General features: G+C 50.0%; 18 protein-coding genes and 1 other annotated feature. Of the genes, 9 read left to right on the forward strand and 9 right to left on the reverse strand.

Going from position 1 to position 23,050, the window contains the following annotated elements; genetic code table 11:
* Positions 1 to 38: 38 nt before the first annotated feature.
* Both ABC831_RS21325 and ABC831_RS21330 read left to right on the forward strand, forming a co-directional pair.
* A complete protein-coding gene (locus ABC831_RS21325; RefSeq protein ID WP_343250092.1) occupies positions 39 to 2,732 on the forward strand; it encodes a family 78 glycoside hydrolase catalytic domain in 2,694 nt (897 codons plus the stop codon).
* A 1-nt stretch (position 2,733) separates the two neighbouring features.
* Positions 2,734 to 5,946, forward strand: coding sequence for a hypothetical protein (locus ABC831_RS21330; RefSeq protein ID WP_343250093.1), 3,213 nt, complete (start codon positions 2,734 to 2,736; stop codon positions 5,944 to 5,946).
* 343 nt (positions 5,947 to 6,289) lie between these two features.
* Here ABC831_RS21330 and ABC831_RS21335 read toward each other — a convergent pair whose 3' ends face one another.
* The 5 genes from ABC831_RS21335 to ABC831_RS21355 all read right to left on the reverse strand — a co-directional run bounded on the left by ABC831_RS21335 (position 6,290) and on the right by ABC831_RS21355 (position 10,803).
* A complete protein-coding gene (locus tag ABC831_RS21335) occupies positions 6,290 to 6,583 on the reverse strand; it encodes a BMC domain-containing protein (protein ID WP_343250094.1) in 294 nt (97 codons plus the stop codon).
* A 21-nt stretch (positions 6,584 to 6,604) separates the two neighbouring features.
* Entirely contained in the window at positions 6,605 to 6,910 is a 306-nt protein-coding gene (locus ABC831_RS21340; RefSeq protein WP_343250095.1) for a BMC domain-containing protein, read from the reverse strand.
* A gap of 406 nt (positions 6,911 to 7,316) precedes the next feature.
* Positions 7,317 to 8,066: a 5-formyltetrahydrofolate cyclo-ligase gene (locus ABC831_RS21345; RefSeq protein WP_343250096.1), complete on the reverse strand. Its 750-nt coding sequence runs from the start codon at positions 8,064 to 8,066 to the stop codon at positions 7,317 to 7,319.
* A 240-nt stretch (positions 8,067 to 8,306) separates the two neighbouring features.
* The gene (locus ABC831_RS21350) at positions 8,307 to 9,737 is read right to left on the reverse strand and encodes a sodium:solute symporter family transporter (protein ID WP_343250097.1); all 1,431 of its coding nucleotides are present in this window, start codon (positions 9,735 to 9,737) and stop codon (positions 8,307 to 8,309) included.
* Between the two features lie 172 nt (positions 9,738 to 9,909).
* Complete coding sequence (locus tag ABC831_RS21355; protein ID WP_343250098.1) at positions 9,910 to 10,803, reverse strand: AraC family transcriptional regulator; 894 nt, start codon at positions 10,801 to 10,803, stop codon at positions 9,910 to 9,912.
* 191 nt (positions 10,804 to 10,994) lie between these two features.
* Between ABC831_RS21355 and ABC831_RS21360 the strand changes: the two genes are divergently transcribed.
* Complete coding sequence (locus tag ABC831_RS21360) at positions 10,995 to 13,253, forward strand: ATP-binding cassette domain-containing protein (protein WP_343250099.1); 2,259 nt, start codon at positions 10,995 to 10,997, stop codon at positions 13,251 to 13,253.
* A gap of 81 nt (positions 13,254 to 13,334) precedes the next feature.
* A complete protein-coding gene (locus ABC831_RS21365; RefSeq protein WP_343250100.1) occupies positions 13,335 to 14,096 on the forward strand; it encodes a GntR family transcriptional regulator in 762 nt (253 codons plus the stop codon).
* A gap of 120 nt (positions 14,097 to 14,216) precedes the next feature.
* On the opposite strand, the gene ABC831_RS21370 is transcribed toward ABC831_RS21365, so the two are convergent.
* The 4 genes from ABC831_RS21370 to ABC831_RS21385 all read right to left on the reverse strand — a co-directional run bounded on the left by ABC831_RS21370 (position 14,217) and on the right by ABC831_RS21385 (position 16,468).
* On the reverse strand, positions 14,217 to 14,468 hold the full coding sequence (locus ABC831_RS21370; protein ID WP_343250101.1) for a hypothetical protein: 252 nt from the start codon (positions 14,466 to 14,468) through the stop codon (positions 14,217 to 14,219).
* 204 nt (positions 14,469 to 14,672) lie between these two features.
* Entirely contained in the window at positions 14,673 to 14,969 is a 297-nt protein-coding gene (locus ABC831_RS21375) for an ABC transporter permease (RefSeq protein ID WP_343250102.1), read from the reverse strand.
* A 12-nt stretch (positions 14,970 to 14,981) separates the two neighbouring features.
* Positions 14,982 to 15,707, reverse strand: coding sequence for an ABC transporter permease (locus ABC831_RS21380; protein WP_343250103.1), 726 nt, complete (start codon positions 15,705 to 15,707; stop codon positions 14,982 to 14,984).
* On the reverse strand, positions 15,704 to 16,468 hold the full coding sequence (locus ABC831_RS21385; RefSeq protein ID WP_343250104.1) for an ABC transporter ATP-binding protein: 765 nt from the start codon (positions 16,466 to 16,468) through the stop codon (positions 15,704 to 15,706). The genes ABC831_RS21380 and ABC831_RS21385 overlap by 4 nt, the downstream gene beginning before the upstream one ends.
* Before the next feature lie 205 nt (positions 16,469 to 16,673).
* Here ABC831_RS21385 and ABC831_RS21390 point away from each other — a divergent pair, with 205 nt between their 5' ends.
* The 5 genes from ABC831_RS21390 to ABC831_RS21410 all read left to right on the forward strand — a co-directional run bounded on the left by ABC831_RS21390 (position 16,674) and on the right by ABC831_RS21410 (position 23,028).
* On the forward strand, positions 16,674 to 17,378 hold the full coding sequence (locus tag ABC831_RS21390) for a response regulator transcription factor (protein WP_343250105.1): 705 nt from the start codon (positions 16,674 to 16,676) through the stop codon (positions 17,376 to 17,378).
* 6 nt (positions 17,379 to 17,384) lie between these two features.
* On the forward strand, positions 17,385 to 18,761 hold the full coding sequence (locus ABC831_RS21395; protein ID WP_343250106.1) for a sensor histidine kinase: 1,377 nt from the start codon (positions 17,385 to 17,387) through the stop codon (positions 18,759 to 18,761).
* Positions 18,762 to 18,933: 172 nt separating this feature from the next.
* The gene (locus ABC831_RS21400) at positions 18,934 to 20,106 is read left to right on the forward strand and encodes an aminotransferase class I/II-fold pyridoxal phosphate-dependent enzyme (RefSeq protein ID WP_343250107.1); all 1,173 of its coding nucleotides are present in this window, start codon (positions 18,934 to 18,936) and stop codon (positions 20,104 to 20,106) included.
* Positions 20,107 to 20,253: 147 nt separating this feature from the next.
* Positions 20,254 to 21,354, forward strand: coding sequence for an iron-containing alcohol dehydrogenase family protein (locus ABC831_RS21405; protein WP_343250108.1), 1,101 nt, complete (start codon positions 20,254 to 20,256; stop codon positions 21,352 to 21,354).
* Between the two features lie 103 nt (positions 21,355 to 21,457).
* Positions 21,458 to 21,714 (forward strand) — a binding site (T-box leader).
* 171 nt (positions 21,715 to 21,885) lie between these two features.
* Positions 21,886 to 23,028, forward strand: a complete 1,143-nt coding sequence (locus tag ABC831_RS21410) for an ABC transporter substrate-binding protein (RefSeq protein WP_343250109.1) — start codon at positions 21,886 to 21,888, stop codon at positions 23,026 to 23,028.
* The last annotated feature ends 22 nt before the right edge of the window (positions 23,029 to 23,050 follow it).

Consider the following 23,050-nt stretch of genomic DNA (forward strand, 5'->3'; position numbering starts at 1 on the left):
AAACCCGCATGAAGACAGAAAGGAGACAAGAAAGGCAAATGCAGAATTTAAACAGCAGGCTTATGATGACCTGTGAATACTTGGAAACGCCTGTGGGGATCATGAACCCGAGCCCCAGATTTTCCTGGAGGATAGAGGGGGAGCTGCGGAACACCTGTCAGACATCTTACCGGATCCGGGTTTTCCTGATATCAGGAGCTAAGAAAGAGGAGGTCTGGGACAGTAAAGAACACATGTCCGGACGATGTGCCGCGATCGAATATAACGGGGAGCCATTAAAGAGCCGCGGACAGTATATATGGGAAGTAACCGTAGGACTGGAGCAAGCGGACAAAACCGAATATGAGATAACCGGAACCAGCCGGTTCGAGATGGGGCAGCTCACGAAAGAGGACTGGAAGGGAATCTGGATCGGAGAGCCGGCGCCGGTGAATGGGAGGGCTCCTATGTTCAGGAGCAGTTTCCAGGTCAGGGAGCCATTTGGGCAGGGCAGGCTTTATATCAGTGGAATAGGATACTTTGAAGCATACATAAATGGGTCAAAAATTACAGACAGCATGCTGGACCCCGGCTGGACGGATTACCGGAAGACGGTACTCTATCGCGCAGTTGATATCTCCGCTTTGCTGGTACCAGGAGAAAATGTGCTGGCGGTGGTGCTGGGGGAAGGGTGGCTTGGTAATGCCCATGAGAGCTTTAAAGATCTGATCGGCCGGCTGCCGGACTGGCTCGGTACACCGAAGCTGTTGTGTGATCTGTGGATCGACGGACGATGCGTGCTGGCATCGAACGGACAGGATTTCCGGGTCAGTGACGGGCCGATCCGACAGAACAATATCTATAATGGAGAATTTTATGACGCCGGACTCAGAAAGAATGGATGGATTGAGCGCGGTTATCAGGAAAAGGACGGCGAATGGAGCTTCGCGGTTCCGGTTCCGCCTCCGGGAGGTCGCCTCTGCTGCCAGCTGATGCCTCCCATCCGGGAAATAGGACGGCTGGAACCTGAGTATATCCGGCTCCTGGACGATCCTGACCATTATCATATGGTCGCCGACTTCGGTGTCAACCTGTCCGGCTGGGCGGAAATTAAGGTCAAGGGAAAGCCCGGACAGAAAGTAGTGCTGCGGTTTGCGGAGACTCTTAAGCCGGACGGTACAGTGAATCAGAAAAATCTGCGTGGGGCTCTGGCGGCAGATACCTATGTCATAGGAAGCAGCGGGCTGGAAACTTATCATCCGCATTTTACCTATCATGGATTCCGATACCTGCAGATCGAGATGGACCGTGAAGTCCGGATGGATTCGGTCCAGGCGGTAAAAGTCTGTTCGGATGTCAGGAGAAACGGCGCGTTCTGCTGCTCAGATGATATGCTCAACCGGATCTATGACGCGGTGATCCGAACAGAAGAAAATAATATGCACAGTATCCCCACAGATTGTCCTCAGCGAAATGAGAGGCTGGGCTGGCTGAACGATATGACCGTACGTTTTGAGGAGGGCCTCTATAATTTTGATACGATCCTGTTTTATGAGAAATGGCTTTGGGATATCGCGGATGCCCAGAAGGAAAATGGATGCATACCGGATACGATACCATATTATTTTGGGGACAGTCCTGCGTCCCATGTATCCAGCGTGTATCTGCTTTTGCCCTGGTATCTCTATCTGTTCTACGGGGATGAGCAGATCCTTCGCAGACATTATCCCGGTATGAAAAGATATCTGGAGTTCAAACTAAGCCAGCGCAGAGCCGACGGCCTGTTGGACGAAAAATATATGGGCGAGTGGGCGCCTCCTATGACCGAAGCGCAGTTGGGCTGGGGAGAGAACGCCGTGCCGAAGAATATCGCGCCGCAGCTGGTGACCACGTCGTACCTGTATTACGATTGTGAAATTATGCGAAAGGCCTCTCAAGTACTTGGCGATTCTGAGTATGGGAATTATTGTTACGGGCAGGCGGAATCAGTGAAAGAGGCGGTGAACCGGGCGTTTCTGCACGAGGAAGAGGGATATTATGACAAAAATTCCCAGGGAGCCAACCTGTTTCCTCTGCTTCTGGGGATAACGCCGGCCTGCTGCAGAGAAAAGGTGCTGCGTCATCTGCTGGATGATCTGATCGTTAAACGCGGTTATCATGTGTCGACGGGAAATCAGATGACCAAGTATCTCTATGATCTGTTAAACCAGGAGAAGCTGGATGAGGTGGCATATCAGTTAACGATACAGAAAACCTATCCCAGTATCGGATTTATGCTGGAGGAAGGCGCCACTACCATATGGGAGCGATGGGAAAACATGACGGGCGGCCATATGAATTCACACAGCCATCCGATGCTGGGCGCGTTCAGCACCTGGTTCCTGAAAGGGCTGGGGGGCATCCGCCCGGGTGATGATCCCCGGAAGCAGGAATACGAATTGGAGCCTGCGGTGATCAGGGAACTTTCCTTTGCAGAGGCCTCCCATACATTTATGAATGGAACTCTGGCCTGCCGGTGGGAACGGATGGATGACCGGGTGGTCATTCAGGCGGAAGTGCCCTGGAATACTTGTGTGAACTTAAAGATTCCGGAACCAGGGTTTCAGATTGCTGAGATCATAGTGGATGGAAATAGAATAATACCGGACAGCGACATGCAAGATATGCAGGATGCGGAAATGGCGGATGTACATAAGACAATCAGGCTTTCCAGCGGCCGTCACCGCATTGAATTAATTCCAGAGGAGATATGAGATGAATTCTGAACTAAAAAGATGTTCCCACATGTCTGTCTGTGAGGATAGTCACAAGCGTGAGGGAAAGAGGGAAGAATTCCAAAATCCCGGAGTTTCTTACCGGGGGAAACCTTTCTGGGCCTGGAACGGGAAACTTCAACGGGAGGAACTGTTCCGGCAGATCGATATTCTGGAGGAAATGGGATTCGGCGGCTTTTTCATGCATTCCAGAGTGGGATTGGAAACGGAATATCTGGGTGAGGAATGGTTCGCCCTGACAAATGAATGCGCGGATTACGGGGAAGGGAAGGGCATGCAGGCCTGGCTCTATGACGAGGACCGATGGCCATCGGGAACAGCCGGCGGTCTGGCCACGATTGAGGAAGCTTACCGCGCCTCTTTTTTGAAAATGACATCCATCGGGGCGGAACAGTTTACAACAAAGATCTGGAAGGAGAATCCGATCGCTGTATTCGCATGCATGGTCAACGGCTGCTGTTATCAGAAGGCCAGGAGACTGAAGGAAGGGGAGCTTCCCAGGGCCGGGGAAACAGTTCTTACGTTTTCTGTCATACCGGCACAGTGCAGTGAGGTATATAACGGATATACATATCTGGATACGATGAACAGGGAGGCGGTCGAACATTTTATACAGTTGACCCATGAGGCATATGCAGGGCGCTGCGGCGGCAGGATCGGGCGCGGGATACAGGGAATCTTTACCGACGAACCCCATCGCGGAGCCGTATTTTCCGAATTCTCCGGGGGCAGCAAACACGCACTGCCTTATACACCTGCACTCTTTACAGAGTTTAAAACACGCTTTGGTTATTCCCTGTTAGAATTCCTGCCGGAATTGTTTTTGTTAAAAGAAGGGCAGAAGCTGTCAAAGGTAAAATGGGATTATATGGAGCTGTGCCAGCAGCTTTTTCTGGAGAATTACGCAGAACCTATACGGAAATGGTGCGGGGATCATCAGCTGCTGTTTACCGGCCATGTGCTCCATGAGGACTCGCTGACGGCCCAGAGCATGATGCAGGGCTCCCTTATGAGATTCTATGAATATATGGATATACCCGGGGTAGATGTACTTTTTGAGGATAACCGCTGCTGGTGGATCGTAAAGCAGGCGGCTTCCGCCGCCAGACAGATGGGTAAGCCGCAGGTGCTGTCCGAATTATACGGATGTAGCGGCTGGAATGTCAGTCTGGAGGGATATAAGGCTATGGGGAACTGGCAGGCCTTTTTTGGTATTAATTTCCGCTGCCCTCATCTGTGCTGGTATACGATGAAGGGTGAGGCTAAACGGGATTATCCGGCCAGTATTTTCTTTCAGGCATCCTGGTACCGGGAATACCGGGCGGTGGAGGACTATTTTTCGCGGATTCATGTGTTCCTGGATGAATGGGAACCGGAATGCAGCCTTCTGGTAGTATATCCCATCGAGAGTGTTTGGGCCAGAATTTATGCGGGAGCATTTGACGGGATGGCGGCCGCCGATCCTGATATCAACAGACTGGAGATGGAATTCCAGGAATTATTCTATGGCCTGGTCAGCCATGGGATCGAGTTCGATTATGGGGACGAGGGATTATTGGCGGCTCACGGACGTGTGGAACAGCAGGAGCTGATCGTGGGAGCGTGCCGGTATCGGAAGATTCTGGTCGCGGGAATGGATACGATCCGATCCTCTACGCTTTTTTTGCTGGAGGACTTTCAGCGAAACGGCGGGCAGGTGATCTTCGCAGGGCATGTGCCGGACTATGTGGATGTAGGAAAAAGCGGACGTTGCGCGCAGCTGGCTGCTCATAGTGAATGGGTTCCCTGGGATATGGAGCAGATCGCTGCCGCCGGCGCTGACGGCGGCGAAGTAAAGGTACGTGCGGAGGATATGGATGTAAGTGAGATTCTGGTTCGAAGTTTTAAGAGTCCCCGGAGTGCGCAGACTACCCGGATATCCCGGCAGAATTTCCAGAGTTCCGATAATTCCCGTGCCCAGAATTCCTGGGAAAGGGCGGTAGTGGTCTTGAATACCAGCAAAGAGCAGAGCTTTAAGAACGTCAGAATCCAGTGGAACGCGATGGAATGTAAGAGCAATATGGTTACCATGGTTGAATACTGGGATGCAGCCGATGGACATACAGAAATTGTTGAGGTTCAAAGGGACGGACAGATAGAGAGTATAACGGCAGATTTTGCGCCATGTGAGATGAAGTTAATGCTGATCACACAAGCGGAGGAAAACCATATCACTTCAAAAACAGCACCCCGGAAAAATACGGATTTCATGCGGGTCCCGATGCCTGACCAATACGATTATCGTTTGTCGGAACAAAATATCTGTGTGTTAGACCGGGTTCAGGCGGAAGTGATTGAAAATGGCAAAGCGGTATATCGGACAGGACCTGAGGATGTATTGCGGGCCGATCAGAAGCTTAGAACTTATTTCGGAATTCCGGTGAGAGGGCCCAATATGCTCCAGCCGTGGTTTGAAGCCAGGCATAAGCAAAAGGATCAACCCCTTGGCAGGGTGAGATTGCTATATGAATGGGAGACAAGGGAATTACCAGATAATGTGGAGCTGGTTTTGGAAGAGCTTGATCATGTCAGACAGCTGTGTTTAAATGGAAAACCGGTGAAATGGAGCCGCAGCGGGGGATGGACGGATCCCTGCTTTTCCAGGATTCTGCTGCCAAAAAGGGATCTAAAGACCGGACAGAACAGTTTGATAATGGAATATGATTATCATAAGGGAAGTGGTTTGGAAGCAGTTTATCTGCTGGGAGACTTTGGAGTATACCTGGCGGAAGGATACAAACCGGTGCTGGATGAGATGCCCGAAAAAATCACAGCCGGTGATTTGACCAGCCAGGGATTCCCTTTTTATTCAGGGGGAGTGTCTTATTTGCTGCCGGACCCCATACCGGCGGGGAAGCGGGTAAGAATTTGGATTCATGATTGGAAAGGGAGTTGCCTGAAAGCAGTGGGGGATGCTGCGGTTCTGATCCCATGGGCACCGTACACCGCAGAGACGGATGGGTTATCAGAAGTGGAAGTGATAGTAAACCGGAAGAATACATTTGGGCCGCTTCATCAGAGACAGCGGCATCCGCCCTACTGTGAACCGGCTAGTTTTATGACCGAAGGCAATGACTGGTCGGACGGCTATATACTGGAACCTCAGGGGCTGCTGGAGCAGCCGGATATAGCCGTAGAGATGTATAATCAGTGATTATAGCCTGCTTAAGCTATACTACGAAATAGTCTCATTTGAGGAATTCTCCGCTATAGAAATACTTTTTCCTATAGAATAAAAAGGAGCCATACAGAATGCCGGCATTAAATCGTTGCATTGGCAAACTGTATGGTCTCTTTTGGATAAGTGTAAGGTTTCGCTCCAAAGTTTTTTCTCATAGTATCGTCGTTCTCCTTCTATGGTTTGCTTTTGGTTTGCGTATAAAGAATGGCATTACCACTAAGGATAATGCCAAAAACAATCATTTTGCAACTGTATTTGTAACCGTATCTGATTTCGTTTAAATTTCGCATCAGCTAATAAAATTTTTATACAGCTTTTATTTCCGGAATTTCTGTTTCGATTCGTTTTCCGCCACCAGACGCTGCGTTTCTGCGGAAGGATTGGAAATGACGGCAGTGTTTAATACCTCACAGGGGGGATTGGTCCGTACACTTTCTACCGCCGCGGTTACCGCAGCCACTTCGCCGCTCATGAATATGAGTGTATGACCGCCACAGCGTGTATTCCAGGTCCTGAATTCCACATCCGATGTTTTTAACATCTGATCTACCACCCGGACGGCGCTTGCATTGCCCAGAACTTCTACTAATCCAAATGCTCCGTATTTCATCGCGATACCCTTTCTCTTCCTTTATTTGTTAATCGTCATGGCCATGGAAATTTCCGTATCTGCAGCAGGCGCGGCGATAATGGAATGGTGTACGATCTTGGAAATGGGCTCCGCTGCTCTTAAAGCGGCTTCCATAGCGGCATTGACATCCGATATACTGCCCCTCATTTTCACGCAGGCTCCCCATTTTAAACGATTTCTCTCTACGCTTTGAATTCTGACATTGGCGGCCTTGGAAGCGGCATCCAGTGCTACATAACAGGCACACTGATTGTCCAGTTCAAAGATTCCGATGGCCTGGCCTTCATAATTTGTATTTTCAGCCATGATTTCCTCCTGGAAATTTTTTAGGTATGGGTGAACACTCTTCGGGTTCAACTTTCTTTTTTTTATTATAAAGGGATTTCCAATAAAATACAACAGCTTTTTCACAAATATATGTTGCTTTTTACATGAATTGTGTTGTTTCATGTTGGAGCCTTACGGAGAATGAAGATTAACCTTAGATATATTTGCGGTAGCCAGGGATGATGGCAGGGCTAAATAGGGAAGCGGTATGAAGCAGTATGGAGTAATAACAAAAATAGAAAAAATAACATAAATAGAAAAAAGAACCTGGTTTTGTACGACCCATTGTATTATACAGGGGGAAATGGGGGTACGGGAATGATATTTGCAGGTCCTTTTTCCTATGAAATGTAATGACTACTGTAATGGCGGCGGAATCAGCCGCTTATTTACAGAAATTATCGCACCATATCTCCTGAAGCGGGGGGATCTGTTCCAGCATGTGGGGAGCCAGCATACTCCAGATGACGCCGCGTGTGGGTTTCGGAAATTCGCTTCTGGTTTTGATGACACGGGTGGGGGTGATGATGTAGTCGATGGCAGTGTCGTAGGGCTGAACCTCCACGTCTACATCCACTACCTGGCAGTCATGGCCCACTACCGTGACCGGGGTATGGATGTCGACGACTCCGATGGTGTAGAACATGGCCCATTCCAGATCGAAGTAGCCGTGGCCTTTGCCGAATCGGATTCCGCTGGGAGTGATAGCGGAAGCGCCGGTAACCATCAGATCTATCTTACCGATTTCTTCTTTGATTTTTTTCAGGGTCATGTGCTTCCAGTATCTTTGCACGCCATCCAGGGTAGATGCGAAGTCCTCTTTTCCTTCGGGAATCCATTCGGGACGGATCAAAAAGACACCCCTGGTAATTCCGTAGTTGGTCATGAGAATGATCTTTTTGTCACGGATCGCCCGCTCACGGAAGCATTCCAGATTGTTGTCTGGAGTGATGAAGATTACTTTTGCATTTTTGTAAAAATCCTGCTGACAGAGCAGATCGGCACACTTGTCGCTGCCCTCGTAGTCGGTAATGAATTCAGCGAAATTCCAGCTGAAACGCGAATCCGGACGCGCGACCTTTCTTAATTCTTCCCAGATCATAATGCGGGCTTGTTTTGCATCCATTTTAGACATTTGTTTTCCTCCTTTTAGATCTGAATTTATATTTTTACTGATGACGTTTATTTGTGATGACGTTATTATCTGCTGATATCCGATGACATCTGATTTTAAATAATGATTTAAATGTCTTTGTTTTTCAGGTCTTTCAGAAAGGCCCAGATCTGAAATAGAAATACGCCAAATAGGGAAACGAGTGACAGATAGATCATAATGTCGAAAAATATACTGGAATAGTGCATAAGGTTTTCCTCCTTATTCCTTCATATTGGTGATCTTGGTTTTCAGAAGCTCATAATCAAAATTCTTTTTGCCCACGAAATGACCGATCAGGACTGTAACGGAGGAGACAGCCAGAGCGGAGAAGAAGCTGACCAGGCTGTTTCCCATGATGAACATAGGCAGGCCCGCGAGGATGCCCAGTATCGTGGCGACGGCTGCGATTCCGCCGGAGATCCGCGGAGAATACAGGCCGACGATTACAGGCACGACCGCCGCAGAAGCCAGCAGGTCTGCCATCAATAGCAGGAAGAGAATCGACGGCGCAAAATAGGCAATTGCCATCCCCAGGATTCCCAGGATAATCGCACCAATTCTGGCGGTGAGCACTGATTTTTTCGGATCCATGTTTGGTCGGATCGATTTTACAATATCCAGAGAGAAAATGGAAGAGAAACCGCTCAGGGCGTCGCCCCCTGTCGAGGAAGCACCCAGCATAATGACAAGCACGAACAGGGTGCACACCCACTGCGGTACGCTGGCGTTGATGACTAACGCGCCTACGACTGAAGTATGGGGAACATCGATCTGCATCGCCACCGCGGCCAGTCCAAAGAACGCTGCGATGATCGTCATGGGAAATACCATAATGGCGGCTGCTAACAGTGAATTGCGGATCACTTTATGGCTTTTGGCGGAATAGATCCGCTGCCATAAGGTCTGATTTAACAGCTCCGCCGCACAGACAGCGATAATGATCATGATAGCAAACTGTACGCCGGAGGGGGAGAAGATCTCGAGAAATTCCGGCTGCTTCTGCATGATGGTGTCAAAGACCGGCGCGGCCCCGCCAAAATGAATCAGCGCGAAGATAGCAGGCAGGATCAGAAACGGGGTGATCAGTATGGACTGGAGGCCGTTGGAGAAGATCGCCGCGCTGACCCCGCCGCGGGTGGCAAAGTAAATGGTTGGAACGCCTACTACCAGCACACTGAGCAGCATGGGCACGCCGCCCACATATTTAAAAGCCAGGGCAGCACCGGTCAGGTTCGATACAAACAGGATAAACATGTATACCGTAGTGGTGACCAGGGTTACTACATACATGAAATTGCCATATCGGACTTTGGTATACTCGCCGATGGTATGGCCTTCCGGAATCCGTTCCCGGATACGCTTGGAGACCGGTATAAAGATTATGTATGCCAGTGAGATCGCTAACGCGTAGCCGATCATTGCGGTAAAACCGGTGGTGTAGGCGGCTTCCGCAGGGGAGAAAAGTAGCCCGGTGCCGACCGCATATGCGACAAAGGTGGCCACCATAAGCGCGGTGGATACATTGCGGCCCGCAGTGAAGAAGTGCTCGTCTTTTTTCATTTTCATTTTGCTGTACTTGGTGGATAGCAGTGCGATCGCAACTCCTACAATGATGCTTAACACTACCAATAAAATTCCATAGCCAGACATGTCATCGCCTCCTCATAAAAAGTAAAGGTATTAAAATAGGTATTATAATAATACCTTGAGTATAGCATGAGTAGAAATGTGTGTCAATTGTTACTGGGATGGCTTTTTTACTTTTTTGTATGGAGAGTGGGGACGGGAGAATCTCTTATTGGCAGGGCGATTTTTTTGGGGGTTATTTTATTGGGATATGAATTCTGACTTCATTGTCTGGGGCGTTATAGGATAAGATTTCTCGATTGTACACTTCGAAATCATCCCGGTTGTCCAGCTTCTCTTTGGAGGTTGGCAGCCATGTACCGTAGATGTATTGATAGGTTTTGAAGAGGTTTGTTAAGGGGCCGCGGTGTGTGAATACGGCGTACCGACCTGCGCTTAGTGTTTTTTCAGACAGCGGCGGCGGTAAGGTGTCATGGTTATTTATCGGACTGCCTGCCATGACTGAAAATGTTACGTCTCCGTCTTTGGCGTAAGCGGTCTGTTGTGTTTCGCAGATGATGTAGCCAGCATCTGCTGTAACAGATAGTTTTTTATGGAGAAGCTGGTACTGTTCCCATAGTTTGGGGATACGGTTGTCGGAAAGAGAGGTGGTTCCCCGTAGACCAGCGACCTTCGTCTCTTGCAGTATGAGGATATCCGGTGTATGAGTAATGTTATTCGCAATATGACTAACATCTTCGGGTGTGAGTCCTGTTTTGGCTTTTATTACCAGATTAAGACCTGCCCTTCGGTAATCGGCCGGGCTGCTGCCAAATACAGATTTGAACGCTCTGCTGAACGCTTCGGAGGATTCAAATCCACATTCAAGAGCTATGTCAATGATACGCTGGTTGGAATAAACGAGCTTTTCTGATGCGTTGTACAGCCTGCGCCGGTTGATGTAATGGCCGGCTGATTCTCCTATTATGGAAGAAAAAAGACGTGTCATGTGATAGTAGGAGTAGCCGGTTTCCTTTGCTACATCGCTTAGGCTGATATTTTCGTTTAAATGCTTTTCGATATATTCGATTGCGTTTTCTAATGGGGATATTTGCTGCACACCGGCACCTCTCTTTGCTTGTTGTTCCATTTCTGCCGTACTATTATACCATAGGGGGATGGGAGGCCGATAGGCAAATATTGCGCAAAAAGTATCATGCAGGGGAGGGGATTCTTTGATATGATGGTACGTGCAGGTTTTCTTGTATGAAAAGTAAAGGAGAAGAAAGATATGTCCATGTTTGTGCGGTGTGCTGGGAAGAGGAAGAGAGGGGTAGACGGATGAGAGATATTTATGTGCAGGGGCTTACACAGAACAATTTGAAGAATGTCTCATTTAACATACCAAAAGAGAAGATTACAGTGTTTACCGGTGTGTCTGGTTCCGGGAAATCCAGTATCGTTTTTGATACCATAGCCGCCGAAGCACAGCGGCAGATGAACGCGACTTATCCGCCGTTCGTGCGGTCGAGGCTGCCGAAATATCCAAAACCGGCGGTGGAGCGGATCGATAATCTTACGCCGGCTGTCGTGGTGGATCAGTCCCCTCTGGGCGGGAACGCCCGTTCTACGGTGGGAACTATCAGCGGGCTGTATTCCAGCCTGCGGGTGCTGTATTCCAGAATCGGGCGGCCCTATGTGGGACCGGCGTCCTTCTTCTCTTTTAATGACCCAAACGGAATGTGTAAGAGTTGCTCCGGACTCGGAAAAATCACAAAAGTTGACGTGGAGGCCATCTTGGATCCGGATAAGTCCTGGAATGAGGGATGCGTGAAGGATTCTTTATATCATCCCGGCTCCTGGTATTGGAAGCAATATGCGCAGTCCGGTCTGTTCGACCTGGATAAACCGGTTAAGGAATACTCCAGAGAGGAATATAACCTCCTCCTATATGGATCACGAGACGGCAGGGGCGAACCGGAGAACCGGAAAGTGAGCGGGCTGTTTCACAAATATACGAAAACGCTGTTAAATCGGGACATCAGCAGTAAAAGTAAGCATACACAGGAAAAGTCACAGAATTTAATTTCAGAGATGGAGTGTACCGACTGCCATGGACAGAGGCTGAATGAAACGGCTCTGAGCTGCAGAATAGGCGGCTATTCTATCGCGGATCTGTGTGGCATGGAACTGACGGGGCTTCGTGACGTACTGTCGCAGATCACAGACCAAACGGTGGGAGTGCTGGTGCAGACGATAATTGCCGGGCTGGACAGGATGATCGAAATCGGCTTACCGTATCTGCATCTGAACCGGGATACGCCGTCCCTCTCCGGCGGGGAGGCCCAGCGGCTGAAGCTGGTCCGGTATATGGGAAGCAGCCTGACCGGTATGACCTATATTTTTGACGAGCCCAGTGCCGGGATGCATCCGAGGGATGTCTACCGCATGAACAACCTGCTTAGACAGCTCCGGGACAAGGGTAATACAGTCCTGGTGGTGGAGCATGACAGGGACGTGATTTCAATTGCGGACTATGTGATTGACGTGGGGCCGCAGGCAGGACAAGATGGCGGGGAGATCGTGTTTGCGGGCAGCTATCCGGATTTGCTAAAGGCCGGTACCTTGACGGGGAGAGCCATGGTCCAGTCTCTGCCGGTGAATCAGACGCCCCGCAGGCCCAGGGGCAGCCTGCCGGTCAGGGATGCCTGTCTGCATAATTTGAAGCACGTGGATGTGGATATACCGCTGGGAATCATGACCGTGGTAACCGGCGTGGCCGGTTCGGGTAAGAGCACCCTGATTGCGCAAGTCTTTGCCGGGCAGTACGAAAAAGACATTGTAATGGTGGATCAAGGACCCATCACAGCAACCAGCCGATCCACCCCGGCTTCTTATCTCGGTTTTTTTGATGAGATTCGGAAGCTGCTGGCACGGGAAAATGACAAGGCGGAAAGCCTGTTCAGCTTCAATTCGTCAGGAGCTTGTCCGGTATGCGGCGGGAAAGGCGTCATCGTGACTGAGCTCGCTTATATGGACCCGATTGTCACAGAATGCGAAGCCTGCGGCGGTCTGAGATATAATCAGGAGGCGCTTGCCTGTACCTGCAGAGGGAAAAATATCATCGAACTGCTGGGGCTGACCGCTTCACAGGCGCTGGAGGTATTCCAGGAATCCAAGATCAGGAAACAACTGAAGGTGATGCAGCAGGTGGGGCTGTCCTATCTGACGTTGGGACAGCCGCTCAGCACCCTGTCCGGCGGCGAACGCCAGAGGATCAAGCTGGCGAAGAAACTGGGGAAGAAGGGCGGTATTATTGTGATGGATGAGCCCACCACCGGCCTGCACATGTCTGATATTCAAAATCTGCTAAAGCTGTTTGATCTGATTGTATCGCGGGGAAATACTTTGGTGGTGATCGAGCATAACCTAGATATCATGAAACAGGCAGACTGGATTATTGACATCGGCCCGGATGGCGGCAACAAAGGCGGCGAGGTGGTATTTGCCGGAACACCGTTGGAGATGGTGCAAAGCGCGAAAACGCTGACGGCGGAGTGCCTGCGGGGTTCGTGCGAAAGGATACAGGCGAAGATTTGAATGGCGGAAGGCGTACTTGTGGCGGCGCGAAAAAAGTGGTAGAATACCAGAAAAGAAGTAAGCCGGAGGTATCAGATACTTATGCGACAGTCACCTTTAGCCCCATTAACGAAGAAAACTTTAAGCGATATCGCAAGAGAATCCTTAAGCAGATATATCGGACAGATGTTAAATGCAGGCCAGACCAAGCTGCCGTCCGAAGTGGAACTGGCCAGAATCCTCTCTGTGAGCAGGACCACCATCCGCAGGGCGCTGACGGATCTGGAAGGCAAGGGGACGATCATGAGGATCCATGGCAAGGGTACCTTCATTAATCCCAACCTGAACCAGATGAAGCTGGATCTCTATACCGGACATGATTACTACCAGCTGATCCGGAAAAGTGGATTTGAACCTGGTGTGAAGGTACTGTCCAGAATCGTGCAGGAGGCATCCCCGCTTCAGTGCTCAGATCTGGGTCTTAAGGAAGACGATCAGATTCTGGCCTTGAATAAAATCTATTATGCGGATGGGAAACCCTGCCTGCTGTGCATCAACTATTTTCCCCAGACTTTGTACGACTGGGACACGCTAAGCGATGAGGTCCTGGAGGCGTTCCCCTTTGAGCTAATACAGGAATACGCCGGTATCCGCTGCGTGAGGGACTCGACAGAAATCACAACTGCAGGAGGCAATGAAGTGATGGCCTATACCATGGGGGAAGATCTGCTGCAATGCGATTCTCTGCTTATTTTGGATTCGATCTACTATGATAACAACAATACGCCGGTATTTTTGAGCAAAACCTATTTTAACACAGATTATATCAAATTCACAATGATCCGTGCCATAGAACAAAAATAACAAAAGGGGACATGTCCATTTCAATTTGGGACATGTCCATTCCGGTTTGGGGCATGTCCAGTCTGGAATGGACATGTCCCAAACTGAAATGGACATGTCCCCTTTTGGCTCTTTTGGAGGTTACTTTCCGTAGCGGATTAGGGAGAGGCTAAGGCTGCCTGAACCGATGATGATTGCCCACGGCAGAAAGGCAAGCAGCGGGAAGGCCAGTTGGAATCCGCCTGCTTCTGCCGAGTGTAAGGCGCAGGAGACCAGATAACCGCTGTAACAGTATGGATACAGGAACCGGGCCGGGGTTGCGGCGACCAGTATGGCAGGAATCGTAAGCAGCAGATTCATACCTATGGAAAATAACGGCTTGTCGAACAGCACTGTAAAAGTCCAAATGACAGAAAGGCATGGAAGAAACGTAAGGAACAGCCCGATCCCCCAGTGGAGGAGATAACCAAATGGAACCGCCTGTGTCAGGTTCCCCAGCCGGACAGCAGCAAATCCGGCAGCGATGAAGAACAGGAAGAAAACAGCCAGTTCACAGACGAAAAAGCATAACAGAACCAGATATTTGCCGAATGCCAGCTAATAGCGGGAGATCGGAAGGGTCAGCATCCGCTGCAGGCCGTTGTTCTGTTTCTCACGGCCGGTGAGCATTACGCAAACGACCGTCATGGTGAACGGCAGCAGATAGTAAGCAAATACCAGAGCGCTTTGAATGAACATGGCCTGCCAGGGATTTGTATAATCGGGTGTAAAATACCGGCTTAAGCTGCCTACTCCTGATATAACGACCAGCACAGGAGCCACAAACAGCAGCGGAAAAATCCGCGCTCTTTTTACTTTCAGAAATTCTATTTTACAGATCTGAATCAGACTCATCCTTATTTCCTCCTATTCATATGAAAGATACCGGGTTAGCAGCCAGCCAGCTCCGAAGAATATAATTGTCTCCGCAGCAGCTGTGGTGATCAGCAAAGGATCCTGGAGGAGATCGGTACCCATCGCAGGTCTCATGATGAGCACGAAAGGATTCAGCGTCAACAGGGCCGATTTGGCCATGGCCATGGTCATTCCGCTTAAAAAACCTACGACACCGATCCCCAGGGGCATCCAGACGGTTTCGAACCGGGAGCTCACTGTCAGCATAAACGCCAGAAGCGGAAGTGTGGTGAGATAGGACGTGACACTAAAACGGATCAGCACTTCAAGCTTAAAGGTGCCAGGCGGGAGTACATGCGTTCCGATCAGCGCCAGAGCCGCGTTTTCAATCAAGATACAAAGTGCCAGCCCAACGGCCAGGAAAATGAATTTTGTGAGAAAAATCCCGGTGAGCGATACCGGCAGCCCAGCCATCTTTTTTAGCCCATTTCCCAGGAATTCATGGTGATAGGACAGACAAGCGGCGGCTGTAACTGCAAACAGATTCAATACCATGATCATTCCGTACAGTTGTGTTAACAGGATCGTCATAGGAGGAAGAGGGAGCGCCAGCAGGGCGTCTCTTCGCAAAGCAAAATTGAGGAAGGCATAGAGAGCGCCCAGGATACCGACGAGAGGAAGAATAACATAAACTCCGGTACGCCTGCTTTTTCTTAATTCTAAGGTCAGATATCTCATAACCGGGCCCTCAGCTTTCTGGCTGTATTATCCTGCTCGATCATAGACAGAAATAATTCTTCCAGGTTTTCCGCGGGATAACCGGAAGAAACCGCCATCTGCCGGAGCTCTGTCAGACTCCCTTCATATAGAAGCCGGCCATGATTCAATATCCCGATATCGTCCGCGATCAGCTCGATCTCCGTAAGCATATGGGAGGAGATTAGAACCGTACACTGGTAGAGACCGGGAAGGGAGCGGATCAACTCCCGGATCTCATGAATTCCGGCAGGGTCCAGACCGTTGGTCGGTTCGTCCAGAATCAGAAGAGGGGGATGTCCGATTAACGCAGAGGCCAAGCCCAGCCGCTGTTTCATACCGAGGGAGTATTTTCTGGCCACCCGGTTCCGGAATTCCGTAAGCCCTACGAAGTCCAGTACGTCTCTGCCGGCTTGTTTACTGAGGCCTAGAGCCCGGCAGATGATTTCCATATTTTCCATACCGGTAAGGTTAGGATAAAAAGCCGGAGCCTCGATAAAAGAACCGGTCATCTGCAGAATTCTCATACGGTCTTTTGGAAACTGCAGGCCGTTAATCTGAAAAGAACCGGAAGTCGGGGAGGTTAGACCCAGCAGCATTTTCATGGTTGTGGATTTACCAGCTCCGTTGGGACCCAGAAATCCGTAGATCCTTCCCCTGGGAATATGAAGAGATACATCCTGAACCGCTGTAAATTTTTTGTATTGTTTGGTCAAATGGGATGCGGTTATCATGTGATCCATATCAAACAACTCCTTTCTTCTGCTGAAATATACTATAACCTGCCGACCTTACAGAAACCTTCCGGCTGCCTTACATTTACCTTACAAATGGTTCCCGGTTCTGGGAATGACTAAGATCAAATGCTATAATAAGAAAAGGCAGCGCTGTTCAAAGAAACATTGAGCATACTGCCGTGTAAGAACAAGTGCGCGCAGGGAGGAAAATATGGAATATGACTATATTAAAAGTAAAAAGATTCTGCTGGTAGACGACGAAAGCGAACTGCTGCAGATGGTGGAGGATATATTCCGCCAGGCTGGTTTTCAGAACCTGCTGACCGCCGCAACTTGCCGGGAGGCTTTCAGAATAGCCAGGGAAGAAAAGCCGGATCTGGCGGTGCTGGATGTCATGCTTCCGGACGGGGACGGCTTTGGCCTGCTGCAAAGCATCCGGGCCTTTACGGATATCCCGGTGATTTATCTGACCGCCAAAGACGAAGCGGAGGATAAATATTCCGGCCTGGGACTGGGCGCGGACGACTATCTGGTGAAACCGTTTCTGCCCAAAGAACTGCTGCTGCGGACAAGCGCGGTATTGCGCAGATGCTATAAAGAAGAACAGGCGGCTGTGCGGCTGCATTCCTGCCTGGTCGACTTCGGGCGGGCCGAGGTGGTCCGGGAACAAACCCGTATCCCATTGACAGCGAAGGAGTATGCGCTGTTGGAGGTGCTGATCCGCAATGCCAACCGGATCGTGACCATCGACGCGCTCTGTGAGGCGGTGTGGGGAGATAACCCCTTTGGGTATGAGAATTCCCTGATGGCCCATATCCGCAGAATCCGGGAAAAGATCGAAGAGAATCCGTCGAAGCCGGAATCCCTGATTACGGTAAAAGGGCTGGGCTATAAGATGATTTTGGAGGGCAGGTGAAAGGTTATGAATCTTGGAAAATACATCGGGCGCCACCTATTTGCTTTTCTGGCCGCGGTCACCGGCATTCTGATTCTGAATCTGCTGATCTTTGCGTTTCTGTTCCGCAGCGTGCTCTTTGAAGGGCAAAAAGAGAGTACCCCCGGAATCGTCCTGGAACAAACATCCGCCGGGTTCCGGCAGGAAAAGGATGGAAGCTGGTATTTGGAAAAAAAGGAAGCATCCCGGTTACAAAGCCTGGATGTCTGGGCGATGCTGCTCAATGAAGAGGGAGATGCCATATGGAGTCAGGATCTTCCGCCGGATCTTCCGCAGAGTTATTCCCTGCAGGATATCGCTGCTATCTCGCATGGATATTTAAGGGATTATCCGGTATTTCTGTGGAATACGGGAGAGAATCTGCTGATGCTCGGATATCCGGTCGGCAGTTATATGAAGATATTGAGCAATTACCTTCCGATGGCAGGTCTGTCTGACATACCCGGTTACCTGATGACCGTCCTGGGTCTGGATCTCATCCTGCTGTTTCTGGCCTACTTTATCTCCAAACGCAGAATCCTGAAACATACAGATCCGATTCTTCAGGCGGTGGATGAGCTGTCCCGGGGAAAGCCGGTCAGCGTTAAGATTCCCGGAGAATTGAAGCCTATCGGCGAACGCCTGAACCGGACCTCCGAAATCCTGAAGAATAAAAACCAGGCCAGAGCCAACTGGATTCAGGGAATCTCCCATGACATCCGGACGCCTCTTTCTATGATCATGGGCTATGCAGATCAGATCAGCACCGAAATCCGCGTTCCGGAGGATCAGAAGAAAAAAGCACGGATTATCCGTTCCCAGAGTGTTCGGATACGCGAACTCATCAAAGACCTGAATCTGGTATCCCAGCTGGAATATGAAATGCAGCCGGTCATGCTGCAGCCGGTTAAAATAGCATCCCTGCTCCGGGAGGTGGCGGCGGAATATCTGAATGAAGGGCTGGAAGAAAAATACAGGCTATGTCCGGAACTTCCCGCCGACACCGTACTCATAGAAGTCCAGGGCGACAAACGCCTGCTAAAACGAGCAGTACGGAATCTGGTATCCAACAGCATCAACCACAACCCGCAGGGGTGCCAGATAACGATCCGGCTGGAAACGGAAGACAGACACTGTAAGGTGGTGATCCAAGATGACGGAACCGGACTGTCGGAACAGGAGTTAAATGATCTGAGAAAGCGGCCCCACTATCTTAGCAGCACCGATGAACGCCTGGATCTACGGCATGGGATAGGACTGCATCTGGTACGGCAGATTATGGACATCCATAAGGCCCGGATGGTGATTACATCTGAAGCGGGAAATGGTGTTCAGACTGCTTTGCTTTTCCAGACGTTAAGCTGAATCAGGAAAATCATTGATATTTTGAAGCCGGCATCAATGAATTCTGAAGCAGGCAACAGGGATTTCAGTATTGTTTCTGTTAAAATTTAGGAGTATACTATATCCGGTGTCCCTTCAGCCATTGCGCTGTGAAGGATGCTGCCAATCGGAAATACGCAGGAGGATATAAGGAATGGATATACAGTTCGCATCCCGACTGACTGATTTTGGTGAAGGGATATTCAGTATTTTAAATGTAGAAAAAGAAAAGCTGATCCGGGCAGGTAAAAAAGTATATAATCTGTCCGTGGGAACACCGGATTTTCAGCCGGCGCCCCATGTAATGCAGGCCGTGGCCGAAGCCGCGTTAAAGCCTGACAGCTACAAATATTCGCTGACTGATCTGCCGGAGCTTCTGGAGGCGGTAAAAGCCCATTATAAGAAAAGATTCGGCGTAGAGATTGAAACCGACGAGATTATGTCCGTCTATGGCTCCCAGGAGGGAATCACCCATATCGGCCTGGCGCTGTGCAATCCGGGGGATGTGGTGCTGGTACCGAATCCCGGCTATCCTATCTTTAAAATCGGTCCGTCCCTGGCGGGATGTAAAACGGTGGAATATCCATTGAGCGCGGAGCATGATTTCCTGCCGGATCTGGATGCGATTCCGGAGGAGACGGCCCGGGCCGCCCGTTTCATGATCGTTTCCTACCCGGCAAACCCGATCTGTGCGGTGGCGCCGGAGGAATTCTACGAAAAACTGATCGCATTTGCCAGAAAATATCAGGTGGTGATCCTGCATGACAATGCATATTCCGACATCATCTATGATCAAAACGAGGGCAGATCTTTTCTCTCCTTTCCAGGAGCAAAAGACGTAGGGGTGGAATTCTACTCCCTGTCGAAATCCTATAATCTGACGGGAGCCCGCATATCATTTGTAGTGGGTAATGCCGCGGTTGTACAGGCATTTAAGACGATTCGTTCCCAGTTTGACTATGGCATTTTTTATCCGGTCCAGTATGCGGCCATCGCCGCTTTGAACGGTCCCCAGGATGCGGTGAGAGAGCAGTGCAGAGAGTATGAAGCACGCAGGGACGCTCTGTGCAGCGGCCTGCGGAACATCGGCTGGGAGGTTCCCGACAGCCGGGGTTCCATGTTTGTATGGGCTCCGCTGCCTGCAGGCTATACGAATGCCAATGATTTTGTTATGGAGTTAATGGAAAAGACAGGTGTGCTCTGTACGCCGGGAAGCAGCTTCGGCTCACTGGGAGAGGGATATGTAAGGCTGGCGCTGGTGCTGCCGCCGGAGGAGTTAAGAGAAGCGGTCAAATCCATTGCGGATAGCGGCATGATACATAAATAAGAGCCATACAGCAATAATCCATATAGCAATAAGCCATATAGAAACAAGCCACATAGAAATAATCCATATAAATTTAAGGCGTATTCTGTGAAATTACCGAGCGTGGATTGAAACAAGTCCTGCAATAAAAACAGAGGAGGTAAAAATATGAAATTCTACATGCCAACTAAGCTGTATCTGGAAAAGGACTGTGTTTATCAGCACAGGGAGGAATTGGCAGCGTTAGGCAGCCACGCGCTTCTGGTCACCGGCCGGCATTCTGCCAGGATAAACGGTGCTTATGAGGATGTGGTAAAGAGTCTGGAAGACAAGGGGGTAAGCTACAGCCTGTTCGATGAGATCGAAGAGAATCCGTCGGTGGAGACCGTTGCCCGGGCGGCTTCCTTTGGCCGGGAACAGAAGGCGGACTTTGTGGTCGGAATCGGAGGCGGTTCCCCTATGGATGCGGCAAAAGCGATCGCATTGCTGATGAACCATCCGGAAGAAGAGCCTTCTGTACTCTATGAGAAGAAAGAATTAGAGGCGCTGCCGGTGGCAGCTGTACCCACCACGGCGGGCACCGGTTCCGAAGTGACGCCTTATGCGATCTTGACCCTGCATGAACTGCAGACCAAGAAGAGCATGAGCCACCATGTATTCCCTGTCCTTTCTCTGGCTGATGCCAAGTACCTGACTTTCGCAGGCAGGGAGCTGCTGATCAATACGGCGGTAGATACGCTGGCTCACTTAATCGAGAGCCATCTGAACAAAAATACCACGGAATACAGCCGGCTATTCAGTGCCCAGGGGTTAAAGCTCTGGGGAGAACTAAAGGAAGCGCTGTCAGCGGGGGAGCTGAGCAGCGGACAGTATGAAAAACTCATGCGTACATCCACCCTGGGCGGAATGTCCATCAGCCATACCGGAACTTCATTTCCGCATGGGATGAGCTATTATCTGACCTACCACATGGGCGTACCCCACGGAAAAGCCGTTGGAATCTTCCTGCCTGCATTTCTGGAACTGTATGGGACGAAAGAACCAGCAGAGGTGCGCCAGGTTCTGGAATATCTGGGCTTTGACGGAGCCGATCCATTCCGGGGGTACATGCAGCAGATTTTAGGAATCATCAAAGTGACCAAAGAGCAGATCACGTCTTATGCGGCCGGTATGATGGCCAATACGGCGAAGCTTGCCAACTTTCCATATCCGGTTACTGTAGAACAGATGCGGGAGTTATTTGAAAAATCCCTGGCTGTGCAGCCGTAGAAAAGAAAAGGCCATGCTTGAGTGAAAAGAAGGGAAAAGAATTCAGGAACAAAGTCTTGACATTTGCATATATTTGTATTAATCTATGAAACAAGATAAATAATTGAAACCGTTGAGAAAGAGTAGTAGGTCTAATGACAAGATTACAGAGAGCCGCAGGCGGTGGGATTGCGGTATGGCGTATCAGACTGAATGGACTTTCGAGGGCAGACCGAAATTAGCAGTTGTTAAGAGTAGGCTCTGACGGGAACCGGGCCCGTTATCCACTCCGGCATGTATCATAAGTACATGAACAAAGTGGACTGTACAGTCAATTTGAGTGGTACCGCGATAATTAATCCGTTAATTACCGTCTCAAGCATTTGCTTGGGGCGGTTTTTCTATTTTATAGAAAAGTGTTCTTATGAAATAAAACGCTCCGCGGGATCGCGCTGCGGCGGAAAGGAAGATACCGCTTTCGTTTCGCCTCGCGGACGCTCCAGGCACGGAACATGTAAAAATGTAAAACAGGTATAAGAGGAGGAAGTTATTATGAAAAAGAAAATCTTAGCAGTTATTCTGGGTGTGACAATGGCAGCGGCCCTATTAGCGGGCTGCGGCAGTGAACAAAAAGAATCATCCGCGGGACAGGAGCCGGCGGCGTCCGGGCAGCCGGCGCCGCAGACAGATGATCCCCAGGCGGCAAAGGAACCGGAAGAAGCCAAAGACAGTGCAGCTTCCGAAGAAAATAAGCCAGCCAGCGGATTGGTGGAAGGAGAATTTACGATCGGTATTTCCCAATTCGCGCAGCACGGTTCCCTTGACAACTGCCGGGAAGGTTTTCTCACCGGTCTGGCTGAGGAAGGGTTCATCGAGGGTGAGAACCTGACCGTGGAATATCAAAATGCGGAAGCAGATATGGGTATTACGAATCAAATACCGCAGGGCTTTGTTTCCAATAAAGTAGATCTGATCTGCGCGATCGCTACGCCGGCGGCCCAGAGCGCCTACAACGCGGCGATGAATTCCGGGATTCCGGTAATCTATACCGCAGTAAATGACCCGGTGGGCGCGGAACTGGCCAAAGAAGACGGTATGCCGGTAGGAGAAGTAACAGGAACCAGCGATAAGCTGCCGGTGGACGCACAGCTTAAAATGATACGGGAACTGCTGCCCGATGCGAAAAAGATCGGTATCATGTATACAACCAGCGAAGTAAACAGTGAATCCACTATCGCGGAATATGAAGCGGCGGTGGGACAATATGGATTCGAGCTGGTAACCTCCGGGATTAACACTACGGCGGACGCGCCGCTGGCTGCCGATAATCTGTTATCCAAGGTGGACTGCCTGAATAACCTGACCGATAATACGGTAGTAACGGCTCTGCCCACGATTCTGGATAAAGCCAATACCCAGAAAATTCCGGTGTTCGGCAGCGAAATCGAACAGGTGAAAATAGGCTGCCTGGCTTCTGAAGGCATTGACTATTACGAGCTTGGAATTAAAACCGGCAAGATGGCGGCCCAGGTATTAAAGGGAGAAAAGAAAGCCAGCGAGATCAAGATGGAGACCATCACGGGAAGTGAACTGTATCTGAACACCAAGGTGGCGGATGATCTGGGTATCTCCCTTCCGGATAGCGTAAAGACCCGGGCTTCCGAAACTTTCACGGAAATTATAACGGCGGAATAATGACGGTAAATAACCGGACAAT

The organism is Diplocloster hominis, assembly GCF_032380655.1.
Classification (GTDB): Bacteria; Bacillota; Clostridia; order Lachnospirales; family Lachnospiraceae; genus Diplocloster; species Diplocloster hominis.

What these genes read in the sequence shown, in the direction of transcription:
- ABC831_RS21400 (WP_343250107.1), top strand. Translation starts at nt 18,934, where the DNA reads ATGGATATACAGTTCGCATCCCGACTGACTGATTTTGGTGAAGGGATA.
- ABC831_RS21350 (WP_343250097.1), bottom strand. Translation starts at nt 9,737, where the DNA reads ATGTCTGGCTATGGAATTTTATTGGTAGTGTTAAGCATCATTGTAGGA.
- ABC831_RS21410 (WP_343250109.1), top strand. Translation starts at nt 21,886, where the DNA reads ATGAAAAAGAAAATCTTAGCAGTTATTCTGGGTGTGACAATGGCAGCG.
- ABC831_RS21395 (WP_343250106.1), top strand. Translation starts at nt 17,385, where the DNA reads ATGAATCTTGGAAAATACATCGGGCGCCACCTATTTGCTTTTCTGGCC.
- ABC831_RS21325 (WP_343250092.1), top strand. Translation starts at nt 39, where the DNA reads ATGCAGAATTTAAACAGCAGGCTTATGATGACCTGTGAATACTTGGAA.
- ABC831_RS21390 (WP_343250105.1), top strand. Translation starts at nt 16,674, where the DNA reads ATGGAATATGACTATATTAAAAGTAAAAAGATTCTGCTGGTAGACGAC.
- ABC831_RS21405 (WP_343250108.1), top strand. Translation starts at nt 20,254, where the DNA reads ATGAAATTCTACATGCCAACTAAGCTGTATCTGGAAAAGGACTGTGTT.
- ABC831_RS21335 (WP_343250094.1), bottom strand. Translation starts at nt 6,583, where the DNA reads ATGAAATACGGAGCATTTGGATTAGTAGAAGTTCTGGGCAATGCAAGC.
- ABC831_RS21340 (WP_343250095.1), bottom strand. Translation starts at nt 6,910, where the DNA reads ATGGCTGAAAATACAAATTATGAAGGCCAGGCCATCGGAATCTTTGAA.
- ABC831_RS21375 (WP_343250102.1), bottom strand. Translation starts at nt 14,969, where the DNA reads ATGAGTCTGATTCAGATCTGTAAAATAGAATTTCTGAAAGTAAAAAGA.
- ABC831_RS21380 (WP_343250103.1), bottom strand. Translation starts at nt 15,707, where the DNA reads ATGAGATATCTGACCTTAGAATTAAGAAAAAGCAGGCGTACCGGAGTT.
- ABC831_RS21365 (WP_343250100.1), top strand. Translation starts at nt 13,335, where the DNA reads ATGCGACAGTCACCTTTAGCCCCATTAACGAAGAAAACTTTAAGCGAT.
- ABC831_RS21330 (WP_343250093.1), top strand. Translation starts at nt 2,734, where the DNA reads ATGAATTCTGAACTAAAAAGATGTTCCCACATGTCTGTCTGTGAGGAT.
- ABC831_RS21360 (WP_343250099.1), top strand. Translation starts at nt 10,995, where the DNA reads ATGAGAGATATTTATGTGCAGGGGCTTACACAGAACAATTTGAAGAAT.
- ABC831_RS21355 (WP_343250098.1), bottom strand. Translation starts at nt 10,803, where the DNA reads ATGGAACAACAAGCAAAGAGAGGTGCCGGTGTGCAGCAAATATCCCCA.
- ABC831_RS21385 (WP_343250104.1), bottom strand. Translation starts at nt 16,468, where the DNA reads ATGGATCACATGATAACCGCATCCCATTTGACCAAACAATACAAAAAA.
- ABC831_RS21345 (WP_343250096.1), bottom strand. Translation starts at nt 8,066, where the DNA reads ATGTCTAAAATGGATGCAAAACAAGCCCGCATTATGATCTGGGAAGAA.